Raw genomic sequence first — 14,022 nt, 5'->3', positions numbered from 1 at the left:
TTTTGTAATTGGCATTCGCCCGTGCCAATATTCCGGTAACGCTAGCACAACAAGAAGTCTGCTCAAGCCGGGAAGAAACACTTTGCCAACAATCGACCTCCTCTCGCGCTTTCGCGATCGCCTCAATTTGCCGCTGATCGCGGCGCCGATGTTTCTCGTCTCGGGTGTTGAACTGGTGGTGGCCGCCTGCCGCAACGGCGTGATCGGTTCGTTTCCCACGGTGAATTGCCGCGGCTCCGAACAACTGGACGAATGGCTGAGGGATATCGATATCAGGTTGAAGGCGCATGCGGATGCCAGCGGCAAACCGTCAGCGCCGGTCTGCGCCAACCTGATCGTGCATCGCTCCAATGCGCGGCTGGAGCAGGATTTGCAGGTGCTGCTGCGGCACAGCCCCGAAATGGTGATCACCTCGGTCGGATCGCCGGCGCCGGTGATCGGGCCGCTGCATCAGGCCGGCGCGCTGGTGTTTGCCGACGTTGCCTCGATCCGCCACGCCGAGCGGGCCGTTGCTGCGGGCGCCGACGGGCTGGTGCTGTTGACGGCCGGCGCCGGTGGCCAGACCGGCTGGCTCAACCCCTTCGTGTTCGTGCGCGCGGTGCGGGCCTTCTTCGATGGGCCATTGGTCCTGGCGGGCGGTATCGTCGACGGCCACGCCCTTCGCGCCGCGCAGGCGTTGGGCTGCGACCTCGCGTATATGGGCACAAAATTCATCGCCACGCGCGAGAGCACGGCGGATGTGCGCTATAAGAAGTTGCTGGTCATGAGTAGCGCCGACGATATTCTGCTGACCACCGCATTCACGGGATTGCAGACCAACATGCTCCGGCCGTCGATCGAGGCGGCCGGCCTTGATCCGGATAATTTGCCGCTGCGCGGCGCAATCGATATCGGCAAGGACATCGACATCGGCGCGCGCGAAAACCGCCCCAAGCGCTGGAAGGATATCTGGAGTGCGGGGCATTCCGTTTCGGGTGTGACGGAAGTGCTTTCGGTCGACGAGCTGGTGGCGCGCACGCTTGCGGAATATCGCGACGCCGCCGCACGCGTCAGGCCTGATTAAGGCGCTGCGCTCTCGTCCCCGCATTTTGTGGCGATTGCAAAAGTTCCCGGCGATTAAGCGCTGCGGCATTTTTGTGATGCGGTATGCCAAGGCGAAATGCCAAAAGAAAACCGTCGCTATGGCAAACTTCCGACACAGGATGACGGCGAAAACAGGCAATCCGACATGACACACGCACGAGGGCGAGGCCGATCCCGGTTTCGCCGTCGGGGTGCATTTTTTCAAAGAGGTCTTCGTGTCGCTCAGACTCCTGCCGTCGATCCTCTTCGCCAGCGCCTTATTCATTCTTCCGGCTTTCGCTCAGCCCGGCGCGGCGCCGGTTGCCCCTGCCGCCGACAAGGCTGACGTGCTTTCGCCCGATCAGGCGAAGCGGGCGCTTGATACGCTTTCCGACGACAAGAAGCGCGCGCAGGTCATCGAGACGCTGCGCGCGATCTCCAACGCCTCACAGCCACCGCAAGGCGCCGCGCCGGAGACGAAATCTGCAATCCCGCTCACGGCGGACAGCCTTGGCGCGCAGCTCCTGCTGACGGTGTCCGAGCAGGTCGGCGAGATCTCGCGCGAGGTCGCGGACGTCGTGCGGACACTGACGCATTTTCGGGCGTTTTATTATTGGTTCGTGCGGACCGCCAACGATCCGTCCGCCTATCATCAGTTGTTCGATATTGCGTGGAAACTGGCGCTGGTGTTCCTCTGCGCCTTCGCTGCCGAGTGGCTGGTGTTCCGCCTCATCAAGCGGCCGGTGGCGCTATTGGAAGCGCGGCTTCCGCAAACCGCGCGCGCCCCGGTGCAGACGCTGGCCGTGGCCGATCCGCCATCGTCGGCGGCTGATGTCGTCGCGGAACCCAAGCTGCAGCAGCGGCGACTCAGCCTGGCGCGCACCTGGCAGTCCCTGGTCAGGCTGCCCTTCGTCCTCGGACGTCTCGCGCTCGAACTGCTTCCGGTGCTTGTCTTCATCGGGGTCGCCACGATGTTGCTGGGCACCGGGATCGGCGATCTCTCAACCACCCGGCTCGTGATCCTTGCGGTCGTCAATGCCTATGCGCTGTCGCGTGCGCTGATCTGCGTCGTGCGCGCGCTGGCCGGGCCGTTCGGCCTGTTTCGCGTTCGCGCCGAGACCGCCGCCTATATCGAGATATGGGCGCGGCGCATCGTCACCGTCGCCGTCTCAGGCATCGCCTTCGCCAATGTGGCGTTGCTGCTGGGCCTGCATCGCGCCGGCTACGCCGCGTTGCTTCGCCTGGTGATGCTGGTCGTGCATCTCTTTGTCGTCGTCGTCATCCTGCAGTGCCGAAGGCCCGTCGCCGACACCATTCGCGCGCCGGCCGGTCGCGACGGTGCCGCGGCCAGGATACGCAATCGCGTCGCCGGCCTCTGGCACTATTTGGCTATCGCACTCGATCTCGCCTTGTGGGCGGTATGGGCCCTGAACATCCGCAACGGCTACGCGCTGCTGCTGCAGTATTTCGTCGGCACCATCGCGGTTGCGCTGATCATGCGTCTCGCCACCATCGTGGTATTGAGCCTGATCGACCGCGGCTTTCGTATCAGCCCGGATCTCTTGCGCCGCTTCCCCGGCCTGGAGACCCGCGCCAACCGCTATCTGCCGTTGTTGCGCAACATCGTCTCGGCGGTGATCGCCTTCATCGGCTTTGTTGCGTTGCTGGAGGTCTGGGGCGTCGACGCCATCGTCTGGTTCTATGGCGGCCAGATCGGCAGCCGGTTGCTGTCGGCGGTGGTGACCGTCGGCATTGCCGCTCTGGCTGCGGCGGCGATCTGGGAAATCAGCAACGCGCTGCTGGATCGCAAGATCAATACGCTTTCGCGCGAGGGCCATTACGCGCGCGCGGCGCGGCTGCGCACCTTTCAGCCGATGCTGCGAACGGCGCTGTTGTGCGTGATCGTCATCGTCGTTGGCCTCACCGCGCTGAGCGAAATCGGCGTCAACGTCGCGCCATTGCTCGCCGGCGCCGGCATCGTCGGCATCGCCATCGGCTTCGGCTCGCAGAAGCTGGTGCAGGACCTCATCACCGGGCTGTTTCTGTTGCTCGAAAATACCGTCCAGGTGGGCGACAACGTCACGCTATCAGGCCTGTCAGGCGTGGTGGAAAACGTCTCGATTCGCACCCTTCGCCTGCGCTCCGGCGACGGCTCGGTGCACATCGTGCCGTTCAGCGCGGTGACGACGATCACCAATTCAAGCCGCGGCGCCGGCAATGCGGCCGTCAGCGTCAACGTGTCCTACAAGGAAGATACCGACCGCGCCGGCCAGATCCTCAAGGACATCGTCGCCGAGATGCGCCGCGAGCCGGAATTCCAGCACCTGATCCGCGGCGACCTCGAATTGTGGGGCGTCGACAAGGTGGACGGCTCGATGGCCTCGATCGTCGGCCAGATCCGCTGCAGTGATGCCGGCCGCTGGCCGGTGCAGCGGGAATTCAACCGCCGCATGAAGCGGCGATTCCAGGAATGCGGCATGGAAATCGCACCCGCAGCCCAAACCATTCTGATGCAGGTTCCTGCGCCCGCCGAAATGACCGAGAATGCAACGCCGAGGCGCGCGGCCAGCTAGAGCATGATCCGGAAAAGTGGATACCGGCTTTCCCTCGCGACAAACGCGAAACGCGTTTGCGCGGAAATCATGCTCAAGTCAAAGAGATAGAGCGGGATGACGATTCGAAGAAACGTCATCCCGCTCTAGTTCGCCACGAAATGCCATCCGCGAATCTCAGTGGACAATCCGGCCGAGGATGCGCGCGGCGCGGTCGATCTCCTTTTCATTCCACGCCGCGAAGCCGAGAAACAGGCCCTGCTCACCGGTCTTGTGATACAGCATGCCCGACAGCGGCCGGCTGACGACGCCGGCCTCGAGCAGCCGCGCCGACAATTGCCGGTCGTTAGCCTGGCACTTTGCCAGCAATTGCATCCCGCCGGCCGGCGCTTCGATGCCGAGCTTGTCGCCGGCCTCAGCGGCAAGCGCCCGCAGCATGCGGTCGCGGCGGCCCTTGTAGAGCCGCGTCATCCTTCTGATGTGGCCGAGATAGGCGCCTGAGCTGATGAAATCGGCCAGCGCATCCTGCATCGTGATCGACGTCAACATTCCCATGTGGCGCTGCGCGACTTCGAAAACGTCGATCAGCGCCTCGGGCACCACGAGGTAGCCGATGCGGATGTCCGCATAGGTCGATTTCGAGAAGGTGCCGAGATAGAACACGCGCGGTGACGCCGCGAGCCCCTGCAGCGCGGCCACCGGACGCGCCTCATAGTGGAATTCGCCGTCATAGTCGTCCTCGATGATGCAGGCGCCCGCCGCTTCGGCAAAGCGAAGCAGTTCGAGGCGGCGGCCGATCGGCATCAATCGCCCGGTCGGATACTGATGCGAGGGGGTGACGAAGATCAGCCGTGGCGTATCCTTGGCCGAGGCGATGGCGATGCCTTGCGCGTCGAGCGCTATCGCGGAAACGATGGCGCCGGCGGCATGCAATGCGACGTTGGCGCCGCCATAGCCCGGGCTTTCGATCCAGGCATGATCGCCGCGCGCGAGCAGCGCATTGGCGGCCAGCGTCAGGCCGGCTTGTGCCGTCGGGAGGATCAGGATCTGGCCGGCTTTGGCCTTGATCCCGCGATGAACCACGAGATGCCTGAGGAGGGCTTCCTGCAGTGCTGGATGGTTGATCGGCCGGTCGCGGCGCAGCGGCGCATTTCGCGCCGCGCGCCGCAGGCAACGGCTCCAGACGTCGTGCGGAAACTCGCGTTCATCCGCGAGCCCGGGCTGAAACGGCCGCGGCCGTCCGTCATGAACGGGCGGCCAGCCTGCCCGGTGCAGGCTGCCTGCCCAGGCCGACAGGCTTATCTGCACGAGCCCGGCGCGGGTGCTTCGCGGTGAAATCCTGCGGCGATCGAGCGACAGGCCTGCAGCCACTTCTGGACGGCGTCCGGCGGAAAGGGCGAGGTAACCTTCCGCGGCCAATTGCTCGATCGCAAACGAAACGGTGTTCCGCGACACATCGAGCGATTGGGCGAGCTGCCGGCTCGACGGCAGGCGCTGGCCGGGCGCAAGGCGTCCCCTGGCGATGAGCTCTCGCAACTGATCGGTCAGTTGGCGCGTCAGCGTTTCGCCGCCGTCACGGGCGAGGCCGAGCATTCCGGGCAACAGGTCGTCCATAACTGGCACCGCAAATTTGCCAAGACTGGTTCTTTCATTAGAGCCAGTTGGAAGGCTAGGCAATGCGGATCGGCTCATGACAGGACACGTTCGAGATGGCCAGTGGACTTTCAACCCGCAGCGCGGCGGTGCTCCTCGCGGGCGTCGTGCTGGCGTGGGGGACCAACTGGCCGGTGACGAAGATGATCGTGCAGGACGTGCCGCCGCTGTGGGCGACGGCACTGCGCTGCATGATCGCCGCCGCGACGCTGGCGCCGATGTTGTGGGCGCAACGGACTTTCATCGTCCCGAAGCGTGGCGACCTGCCGGTCGTGTTCTGCACGTCGATTCTGCATCTGGTGGCGTTTTCGGCGCTCGTCGCGGCCGGGCTGCAATTCGTGCCGGCGGGCAGGGCGATCGTGCTCGGCTACACCACGCCGCTATGGGTCGCGATGGGAGCCGCCATGTTGCTGTCGGAGCCCATCACGCGAAGGCGGGCGATCGGGATCGGCTGCGGCCTGGCGGGGCTTGCGGTGATCTTCAATCCGCAGACGCTGAACTGGGGTGACCGCAACGCGCTGTTCGGCAGCGGCCTGATTCTGCTCGCAGCATTCTGCTGGGCCGGCAACATCGTCTATGTCAGGGCGCACAAATGGATTTCGACGCCCTTCCAACTGGTATTCTGGCAGGTCTTGCTGGCGGCCACGCTGCTCTCGGCCATCGCCTGGATTACCGAAGGCGCGCCGCATATTGTGTGGACGGCGCGTCTTGCGGCTTTGATGCTCTATGGCGGAATCATCTGCACGGCGTTCGCCAACTGGGCGATGACGATGGTGAACCGGAGCCTGCCCGCCGTCACCACGTCGCTGTGCCTGCTTGCGACGCCGCTGCTCGGGATCATCAGCGCGACCTTGATGCTGAACGAGCCGCTGGAGCCGTCGCTGTTTCTGGCGATGACGTTGATCATCGGCGGGATCGCGCTCGGCACCGTCGCGGGCGGATGGCCGCGAGCGGCGATGCTCGTCAAGCCGTCATCCTAATTCGCCACGAAATACCAGTCCTTGTCGTAGCGGACGAGCTGGCTTGGTGGCTTGTCCTCGAACTCGAAGAATTTGTTGGGGTCGCCGCCCGGCGGCACGTGCAGGAAGCCGGTGAAATGGTGTTTTAGGCCGCGCGAAGTCAAAAACAGCACATAGGTGCCTTCGTCAGCCTGATCGACCACGATGTCGTTACCAGCAGCGGAAACGTTGGGCTCGCGGTCGCCGAGCGCGATCAGGTTTTCGTTGTGGCTGACGTTCGGCTTGAGTTCGCCGGCCTCGACCCGCGCCACGATCCGCTCGCGAGCCTGCCGGTGCCAGTGGAAATTCTGCTGCAGGGCGATCTGGTGCAGCGGCGCATAAACGAGGACGGCGAGCGTCAGCGCGCAGATCAGGAAGGGCAGGGCGAATTTCAGCCCGCCTTTTCGGATACGGAGCAGCAGCGTCGCCGACCACAGCGCGCAGCCGCAGTAGATCAGCGCCATCAGCGGCATGACCACGAGCAGCACGAAGCCGGAAGGCCAGTCCGCCATCGCCAGTTCGAAGGTCGCGACCGACAGCGTGACCGCCGAGACCAGCGCGGCCGCCACCAGCGGGGCGCGGACCGGCGGGCCGTCCGCGGTCATCGTCGTCGCTGGTGTCGGTCCCGCCATCGCCCCGTGTTCCGCTTCCGCCGTCTGCTGCGGCAGCCCTTGCCCTGTCGCCCTTAACGCGCCGTTAACCATATCAGCCCCAACAATAGCCCCAGAGGATGGTCCGCCGCCACGGCGCGACGGACGGCAAATCGAAGGGGTAAAGGAATGGATCTCGATCAATATCTTACCGCCAAAACCCCGGCGACCCTCCACGAGATCACGCGGCGGGTGATGTTTGCGCTCGATCGGCATCCGCTGTGCCGCGGCATCGAATTCGAGGTCGTCAGCCTGCCCCGCAGCCGCAAGAGCAACTGGACCGTCACCCTGCAGTCGGTCGCTCCCGACGCCCTGTGGGAGGCGTCCGATATCGTGGCCGATATCCAGGACGCCTACGAACTGGCCGCGGCGGCCTGATTTCCGGCTGTTTCGGGACGATTTCCCCAGCTTTTCGATCGCGTTAGGCCTCCCGTTGGCATCGTAAAGCCTCAATTGTCGTCCAGTTTTCGGCAAAAGGGCCACACATCGGCGGGAATGGAGACCTTTTTGACCAAAACCCTGACAATCGTCGCGCTGATCTGCTTTCTCGTGGTCGGCGCCGCCGCCACCGCCATTCTCGGCCGGGACAGCATACCTGCGGCGCTGCCCCAACTGGCTTCTGCGTCCGTTGCTACCGTTCAAACGCCCGCTTCTGTCCAGACGCCGGTGTCGAACAAGGAAAGCAAGAAGGACCGGCTTGCCGTCGTGAGCTACGCGCTGGCGGCCTATGAGCCGCCGCAGACCACCGCGGCGCTGAGCGAGCCGTTGCGCCAGGCCTATGCCTCGACCGCGCCCGCCGATATCGGGCTGCCGAAGGAAGTTGCGCCTACCGCGCCGATGGCGCCCGCCGCATCATCGCCTGTCGCGCCACCGAAGCCCAAGGCCGTCGCCAAGCCGCAGCCGCAGCCGCAGAAAAACTACGCGCTGCTGAGCGACGTCCAGATCGCCGGAATCAAGGACCGCCTGAAACTGTCGGCGTCGCAGGAGTCCTACTGGCCGCCGGTGGAAACCGCACTGCGCGCCGTCGCCCGCAAGATTCATGCGGGCCGGCAGGCCAACCCGAACGCTTCAGGCGTGCCGATCGATCCCGAATCCGCAGAAGTCCAGCAGTTGAAATCGGCTGCGATGCCGCTGTTGTTCCAGTTGCGTGAAGACCAGAAGAGCGAGGTCCGTTCGCTCGCGCGCATCATCGGCCTGGAAAAAGTCGCCGCGATGATTTGAGCGGCGCGCGCTGCGATTGCAGCGCCGCCGGTTCCGATTCCCTCACCATGGCCCGCCGGAACATCGGCCCATGCCACGCGTTTCCCGCGTGGATGATGGAGCCGAATCATGCGGACATCGACGGCTTATTTTGCAGGGGTGGGAACCGTGGTCGTGGCGCTCGGCGCCGGTCTTGGCGGTGGCTATCTGGCTGCGAACATTACCAGCCCGCCCTCGCAGACGGTTTCCAAGCTGGAACGCAGAATGTCGGCGGAACCGATAACTGTCTCGACAGCACCAGCGGAGCCGGTGCCGCATATGGCCGCGACGAATCCCGCTGCCCAGGAGCAGACCCAGCAACAGCCACAAACGCAGCAACAGCCGCAAACACAAAACCAGCAGCAGCCGAACACGCAGCAGCAGCCACAGCCGCAAACAGGGGCGACGGCTCCGTCCGCCAATTCTGCCCGCGCCGAAGAAAAGCCCATCAGCAACGTAGCGGCCGCGCAGCCCGTGCAGCCACCACCGCAATCTTCAAAGCCTCCCGAGCAGGCCGAGGAAAAGGCCGCCGCGCCGCGCGATGCCTTCGCCAGGGCCCGCGACGCCGACATCAAACGGGCGGACGCCGAAAAACGGCGCGCGGAACGGCGGCAGCAATGGGTCGACAAGCGCCGATTGAAGCAGCCCCGTGATCAGGAGCTCGAGGCGGTCGAAGAGAGAGTCCGGGAAGTGACCGAGCCACGGCGAATTAGAATCCGGGAAGAAGGCGAGCCGAGGGACGTGTTCGTCGAGCCCAGGAGAAGGGACATGTTCGCCGAGCCGGCGAGAGGCGAAATGCCCCGGATCAGGTTGTTCGATCAGGATGATTGATTTTTCGGCGATCGCGCCGGCATCTTGGGCCCGGCATATTGGAGCGTGATGACTTTGAAACGTCATCGCGCTCCTTCTGTTTGAGCATGATCTCCGGGCAGCCGCTTCGTGTTGTCCCGAGAGAAAGCCGGTAACGACTTATCGGATGAGGCGTTAGCCGCCGCGCGATTCCACCACCTTGCGGCAGCCATCCGACAGCTTCGCCTTGTTCGCCTTCAGGCAGGCATTCATCTGCGGCGGTTTGCCAATATGTTCGGCGCAGAATTTTCCGGCATCCGAACGGCAGGCCATCTGCTCCTGCGGGGAGGGTCCGGATTGCGCCTGAGCCAGCGAGCCGGCGGCGAGCGACAGGATCAGCGCGGCGACTGCTGCGGCCGGGACGTGGATCGATTTCATCGTGGATCACCTTTCGATGGGAATGTGAGGGTTGAAAGCGCGCGGAAGCTCGTCGAGGTTGCGCTCCTGGTCCATGCCATGTTCATGGCGTCGGAAATCGGCGCTCCAATCGCCAGCGCGCGCGTCACACCATTTTCATGGGATGTTGCCGCGCCCCTCAATGGACCATGTACATCTCGCGTCGGCTGCGGTGACCAATCGGCACATCGCAAGGAGCTGCACGCCCAATTCGGGAGAGATGACAGATGTTGAAGAAGACAGGTTGGCTGAGCGCTGGTCTGGCGCTTGCGGCGTTCTCGGCCGTGGCTTCGTTTGCGGTGGGCGGTGTGGGTTCGGCCCAGGCCGCGGTGGTTTACTGCAAGACGGTCGGCGTGCCGAAGGGCTGCGTGGCGCGACCGACGCCAGTCGCGGCAGCGGTGGTCGCTACACCGGCCGTCGGCGTCGCCCGTGTCGGCGTCGGCGCTCCCGGCGTCGGTGTTCGTGCCGGCACCCCCATGAACCGCGGTGGCCCGGTCAATCGCGTCGGCCGCCGCTGAGGCGCAACGCGCAGGTCAACCGGCAGCGCCGTCGCTGTCGGGAAAGCGATGGGGCAATGTTAGTCTGACGTGAGTCCCTTGGTCCGTCCCTTGGGCGCAGGAGCTCAGTTCCAGCTCCGCGCCACAGCGCGCAGCGCGGCTTCGCATGTTGCGCAAGCCGCGTGCCGCTTTTATCGCGCCTGCCGCCGCGCCATCCGACGTGATCTCAAAGCCCTTGCCGTCGTCCTCGACGGTGATGCAGCCGCGATCGAAGCCGTCGGCGCCTGCGAGCGTTTCTATCCTCACCGTGATACGCCGCGCATTGGCATGCTTGACGGCATTGGTCACGGCTTCATCCAGCAGCCGAACGATCTGGATGACGTGCCATGGCCGCAGTTCGGGATGCACCGGCAGGCCCTGCGCCGTGCCCGCGCGCCAGTCGAGCGCGATGTCGTGCGGACGCAACTGCGCCATGGCGCGTTCGCGCCACGAGCCGAGCGCAAGCATCAGATCGCCGCCGATGTCGTCCATGGAATCGATGACGAGACGCAGATCCTTCAGCGCCGCGCGCGCCGCATCGCCGATTCCCGCGCTGCCGTTGCCGCGCTCGCTCAAGGCCACGATGCTGACGAGCTGGCCGCCGAGCCCGTCATGCAGGTCGCGCATCAGCCGCGTGCGTTCCCGCGCCAGCGCCGCGGCGCGGGCGCGTTCCTCCTCGCGCACGAAGCTGGCCTTCAGCTTTTCCTCCGCCTCGCGCACCTGGGTAACCAGGCGGCCGGCAAAGCCGTCAACCTCGTTCAGCGCGCGTGCGAACCGCCAGGTCAGCCCCGCGCCGATTGCCACGAGCATCACCGAATAGGACAGCCGCGCGGTGAAGATGCGGTTCGGCGTCATCTGGAATACCGAGAGCAGGTCGGCAATCCAGCAGGTCAGCATGATCGTGACCGCGCATCCGAGCAGGAGGCTCGCGACATTCTGCCGTTTCAGAACCGAGCGTGCGGTCACGATCGCCATGATGACCAGCGAGATGCCAACCATCGGAACGGCGAGAATCAGGAACAGCGCACGCACCATCGCCTGATTTCCGAACACGCCGGCCAGCGCCAGCAGCACGCCGGGAATGAAAAGGATCCAGCCATAGCGCTGCCACTTCCAGCCCGCGAACAACAACGCGAATGTCAGCACCAGCGCGCTTTCGATCGGTGCGGAGGAAATCAGGATTACGTTGAGCCGGGAAAATGGCGTCTCGCCCATCGGCGTTTGCAGGAACGCCTGGCCGACACCCACCGCCATTGCCGCGGCCAGAACGCCATAGGCCGGCTCATGGCGCCGCATCACCCACATGATACCGAGAATGACCGCGAGGATCGCCTGCCACGACGAGAATACCACCGGCAGCGTGACGAAGATCAATGTTCTCAGATCGTAGCTCGGGCGCAGCAATTCGTCGGGGCCGACCCAGACACGGTCGAGGAAGCCGGTGATTGGGCCCCAGATGAACAACCGGATCGAAACCGTGTTGGTGCCGTCGCGCAGCACCGACGCCGGGATCACCGCGATCTCCGGCGTGTTGCGGTCGGGCCGGTTGGCGGTGGGATTGCGCCGGCTGTCGAGGATCACGGCGCCGTTGACGGCAACCTCGACGCCATTGGTGAAGCGCGGCAGAAACACCGACCAGGCGCGCCCGGCTTCGCCGGCCGGCCGGTTGAATTGTGCGGTGAAGCGCGGCGGGTCGTCCATGGCATGGCGCAGGGAAGAAAAATGCGGAAGCGTCACCGCGCGCTCGGCGCCGCGCTCGGAGAGCCCAAACGTTGCGACGAGATATTCGGCCGGAGGCTGCGGCAGCGACTGTCGCAACGCGAAAATGCATGCGGCCACGATCAGCGCCTGCAGCAACAGGTATTGGACGAGGCGGGACGTCTGCAGCCGCCGCCGTTCGCGGACGGGCAGTTGTTCCGCCGTCGCGTCCTCGTCGTGGTCGTTCACAACTTTATCAGGCCTTGCTGGACCGCCTCGAACACCGCTTCGCCCCGGGTGTGGACCTCGAGCTTGCGGTAGATGTTCTTGATATGCCCGGGCACCGTCTGGCGCGACAGGCCGAGATGGCTGGCGATCTCGGCATAGCTGAAACCCTTGGCGATGCCCCAGAGGATGTCGATTTCGCGCGGCGTCAGCTTGGCGGTGTTGAGCGCGGGACCGGGCGGCGGCTCGGGCGTGGTCTGGGTCCGCCGCACGATGAAGCGCGCGATCGAGGCCGAGATCGGCGAGTGCCCGGCGACGAGGTCGCGCACGGTGGCGGCGATATCGGTCGGGAAGGCGTCCTTGAGCAGATAACCTGTCGCGCCGACGGTGATCGCCGAGATCACGCTTTCCTCGTCGCCGAGAATCGAAATCACCATGATCTCGGTGTCGGGAAAGCGCTGCCGGGTTTCGCGGATCAGGTCGACGCCATGGCCGTCCGGCAGTTGAAGGTCGGTCAGCAGAACTTTTGGTGCGCCTTGCGCGAGACAGGCGCGGGCTTCGGTGAGTGTGCCGGCGGCCCTGACCTGATACCCGGCCTTGGCCAGCGCGTCCTGCAGCCGCCAAAGCGTCGGCGCGTCGTCCTCGACCAGCACGACCGTAATAGCCTCCGCCTTCGGTCCATCGCTCAATGAATTCATCTGAAGACTCCGGCCGCCTGTCCCTGCAGCCCGCGCAAGTGTAACGCCGCGGCGGCTTTTTGCGACACCCATGTTCATGGGGCGGGATTTTACGAGATTCGGAGGAGGCGCGTCCGGCAGAAAAGGCTTATACGATTGCCTCCCAACGAGGCCCCCGAAATGCCGAAAGCCCCCAAGAACGCCCCGCCGGACCCGCACGCTTCACAGCCCGGCCTTGCCGTCACGCCCAGCGACGTCACAGCCGCGGCGGCCGCGATCCGCGGTTCGGTCATGGTCACCGAATGCGACCAGAGCCGGACGCTGGGCGAGATCTGCGGCTGCAATCTCTGGCTCAAATTCGAGAACCTGCAGTTCACCTCGACCTTCAAGGAGCGGGGCGCGCTCAATCGGCTGCTGGCGCTGTCGCCGGACGAGCGGCGGGGCGGCGTGATCGCGATGTCGGCCGGCAATCACGCGCAGGGCGTGGCCTATCATGCGCACCGGCTCGGCATTCCCGCCGCGATCGTGATGCCGGTCGGGACGCCGATGGTGAAGATCGAGAACACCAGGCGCCACGGCGCGGAGACGATCATTTCCGGCAAGACGCTGGAAGAGGCCGCGGAATTTGCGCGCGCGCATGGCAAGGCGCAGAACCTCACCATGATCCACCCCTATGACGATCCCCTGATCATCGCGGGGCAGGGCACCATCGCGCTCGAAATGCTCGCTTCCGTGCCGCAGCTCGATACGCTGGTGGTTCCGATCGGCGGCGGCGGGCTGATCTCCGGCATGGCGGTCGCCGCCAAATCGCTGAAGCCGGAGTTGCAGATCATAGGCGTGCAGGCCGAGCTCTATCCTTCGATGTACAATGCCATCAAGGACGAGCGCCTGCCGATGCGCGGCGATACGCTCGCCGAAGGCATCGCCGTCAAGACGCCGGGCCGGATCACCACCGAGATCATCCGCCGTCTCGTCGACGACATCGTTCTCGTCACCGAAGACCAGATCGAGCGCGCGGTGGCGATGCTGATCGCGATCGAGAAGACCGTGGTCGAGGGTGCCGGCGCGGCCGGCCTTGCCGCGATCCTTGCAGCGCCGGAGCGTTTTGCAGGGCGCAACGTCGGCCTCGTCCTGACCGGCGGCAACATCGATACCCGGCTGATCGCCTCGGTGCTGACCCGCGAACTCGCGCGCGAGGGACGGCTGACGCAGATCGCGATCGACATCGTCGACCGGCCCGGACAGCTCGCCGCCGTTTCGGCGTTACTCGCCGAAGCCGGCGCCAACATCATCGAGGTCTCGCATCAGCGCACGTTCTCGGATCTTCCCGCCAAGGGCACCCTGCTCGAAGTCGTGATCGAAACGAGGGATCGGGTGCATCTCGACGAGGTGATGAAACGGCTCGAAGAGGCCGGATTTATCGCGTGGTTGCCGGGGCGGCGATAGTCCTCAGTTTACGAGTCGCACCGCAAGTGTTGCTGACTTCA

Annotated in this window: 13 protein-coding genes; 8 read left to right on the top strand and 5 right to left on the bottom strand. The window is 64.9% G+C overall.

Features of this window, described 5'->3' with window-relative positions; genetic code table 11:
- The first annotated feature begins 82 nt into the window (after window positions 1-82).
- A complete protein-coding gene (locus tag V1288_RS07245) occupies window positions 83-1,063 on the top strand; it encodes an NAD(P)H-dependent flavin oxidoreductase (protein ID WP_334356406.1) in 981 nt (326 codons plus the stop codon).
- Window positions 1,064-1,298: 235 nt separating this feature from the next.
- Window positions 1,299-3,635 carry a mechanosensitive ion channel domain-containing protein gene (locus V1288_RS07240; protein ID WP_334356405.1) on the top strand — a complete coding sequence of 779 codons (2,337 nt, stop codon included), beginning with the start codon at window positions 1,299-1,301 and terminating at the stop codon, window positions 3,633-3,635.
- Between the two features lie 156 nt (window positions 3,636-3,791).
- On the opposite strand, the gene pdxR is transcribed toward V1288_RS07240, so the two are convergent.
- Window positions 3,792-5,228, bottom strand: coding sequence for a MocR-like pyridoxine biosynthesis transcription factor PdxR (gene pdxR / locus V1288_RS07235; protein WP_334356404.1), 1,437 nt, complete (start codon window positions 5,226-5,228; stop codon window positions 3,792-3,794).
- 95 nt (window positions 5,229-5,323) lie between these two features.
- Between pdxR and V1288_RS07230 the strand changes: the two genes are divergently transcribed.
- Window positions 5,324-6,247, top strand: coding sequence for a DMT family transporter (locus V1288_RS07230; protein WP_334356403.1), 924 nt, complete (start codon window positions 5,324-5,326; stop codon window positions 6,245-6,247).
- Here V1288_RS07230 and V1288_RS07225 read toward each other — a convergent pair.
- The gene (locus tag V1288_RS07225) at window positions 6,244-6,897 is read right to left on the bottom strand and encodes a hypothetical protein (protein ID WP_334356402.1); all 654 of its coding nucleotides are present in this window, start codon (window positions 6,895-6,897) and stop codon (window positions 6,244-6,246) included. The genes V1288_RS07230 and V1288_RS07225 overlap by 4 nt on opposite strands.
- A 147-nt stretch (window positions 6,898-7,044) precedes the next feature.
- On the opposite strand from V1288_RS07225, the gene V1288_RS07220 reads away from it, so the two are divergent.
- The 3 genes from V1288_RS07220 (at window position 7,045) to V1288_RS07210 (ending at window position 8,985) form a co-directional block, all read left to right on the top strand.
- Window positions 7,045-7,293 carry a hypothetical protein gene (locus V1288_RS07220; protein ID WP_334356401.1) on the top strand — a complete coding sequence of 83 codons (249 nt, stop codon included), beginning with the start codon at window positions 7,045-7,047 and terminating at the stop codon, window positions 7,291-7,293.
- Between the two features lie 129 nt (window positions 7,294-7,422).
- Complete coding sequence (locus V1288_RS07215; protein ID WP_334356400.1) at window positions 7,423-8,136, top strand: hypothetical protein; 714 nt, start codon at window positions 7,423-7,425, stop codon at window positions 8,134-8,136.
- A 108-nt stretch (window positions 8,137-8,244) separates the two neighbouring features.
- Window positions 8,245-8,985, top strand: coding sequence for a hypothetical protein (locus tag V1288_RS07210; protein ID WP_334356399.1), 741 nt, complete (start codon window positions 8,245-8,247; stop codon window positions 8,983-8,985).
- 153 nt (window positions 8,986-9,138) lie between these two features.
- Here the strand turns inward: V1288_RS07210 and V1288_RS07205 are convergent, their stop codons facing one another.
- Window positions 9,139-9,381: a cysteine rich repeat-containing protein gene (locus tag V1288_RS07205; RefSeq protein WP_334356398.1), complete on the bottom strand. Its 243-nt coding sequence runs from the start codon at window positions 9,379-9,381 to the stop codon at window positions 9,139-9,141.
- Between the two features lie 245 nt (window positions 9,382-9,626).
- On the opposite strand from V1288_RS07205, the gene V1288_RS07200 reads away from it, so the two are divergent.
- Window positions 9,627-9,917 carry a hypothetical protein gene (locus V1288_RS07200; RefSeq protein WP_334356397.1) on the top strand — a complete coding sequence of 97 codons (291 nt, stop codon included), beginning with the start codon at window positions 9,627-9,629 and terminating at the stop codon, window positions 9,915-9,917.
- Between the two features lie 15 nt (window positions 9,918-9,932).
- Here the strand turns inward: V1288_RS07200 and V1288_RS07195 are convergent, their stop codons facing one another.
- Entirely contained in the window at window positions 9,933-11,882 is a 1,950-nt protein-coding gene (locus tag V1288_RS07195; RefSeq protein WP_334356396.1) for a sensor histidine kinase, read from the bottom strand.
- On the bottom strand, window positions 11,879-12,556 hold the full coding sequence (locus tag V1288_RS07190) for a response regulator transcription factor (RefSeq protein WP_334356395.1): 678 nt from the start codon (window positions 12,554-12,556) through the stop codon (window positions 11,879-11,881). The genes V1288_RS07195 and V1288_RS07190 overlap by 4 nt, the downstream gene beginning before the upstream one ends.
- Before the next feature lie 159 nt (window positions 12,557-12,715).
- Here V1288_RS07190 and V1288_RS07185 point away from each other — a divergent pair, with 159 nt between their 5' ends.
- Complete coding sequence (locus V1288_RS07185) at window positions 12,716-13,981, top strand: threonine ammonia-lyase (RefSeq protein ID WP_334356394.1); 1,266 nt, start codon at window positions 12,716-12,718, stop codon at window positions 13,979-13,981.
- Window positions 13,982-14,022 lie beyond the last annotated feature (41 nt).

It is taken from the genome of Bradyrhizobium sp. AZCC 2176, assembly GCF_036924645.1.
Lineage (GTDB): Bacteria > Pseudomonadota > Alphaproteobacteria > Rhizobiales > Xanthobacteraceae > Bradyrhizobium.
This window is presented reverse-complemented; position numbering and strand designations above follow the sequence as displayed.

Coding starts and splice junctions, on each gene's coding strand:
- pdxR (WP_334356404.1), bottom strand. CDS start 5,228: ATGGACGACCTGTTGCCCGGAATGCTCGGCCTCGCCCGTGACGGCGGC.
- V1288_RS07230 (WP_334356403.1), top strand. CDS start 5,324: ATGGCCAGTGGACTTTCAACCCGCAGCGCGGCGGTGCTCCTCGCGGGC.
- V1288_RS07225 (WP_334356402.1), bottom strand. CDS start 6,897: ATGGCGGGACCGACACCAGCGACGACGATGACCGCGGACGGCCCGCCG.
- V1288_RS07220 (WP_334356401.1), top strand. CDS start 7,045: ATGGATCTCGATCAATATCTTACCGCCAAAACCCCGGCGACCCTCCAC.
- V1288_RS07210 (WP_334356399.1), top strand. CDS start 8,245: ATGCGGACATCGACGGCTTATTTTGCAGGGGTGGGAACCGTGGTCGTG.
- V1288_RS07205 (WP_334356398.1), bottom strand. CDS start 9,381: ATGAAATCGATCCACGTCCCGGCCGCAGCAGTCGCCGCGCTGATCCTG.
- V1288_RS07200 (WP_334356397.1), top strand. CDS start 9,627: ATGTTGAAGAAGACAGGTTGGCTGAGCGCTGGTCTGGCGCTTGCGGCG.
- V1288_RS07190 (WP_334356395.1), bottom strand. CDS start 12,556: ATGAATTCATTGAGCGATGGACCGAAGGCGGAGGCTATTACGGTCGTG.
- V1288_RS07185 (WP_334356394.1), top strand. CDS start 12,716: ATGCCGAAAGCCCCCAAGAACGCCCCGCCGGACCCGCACGCTTCACAG.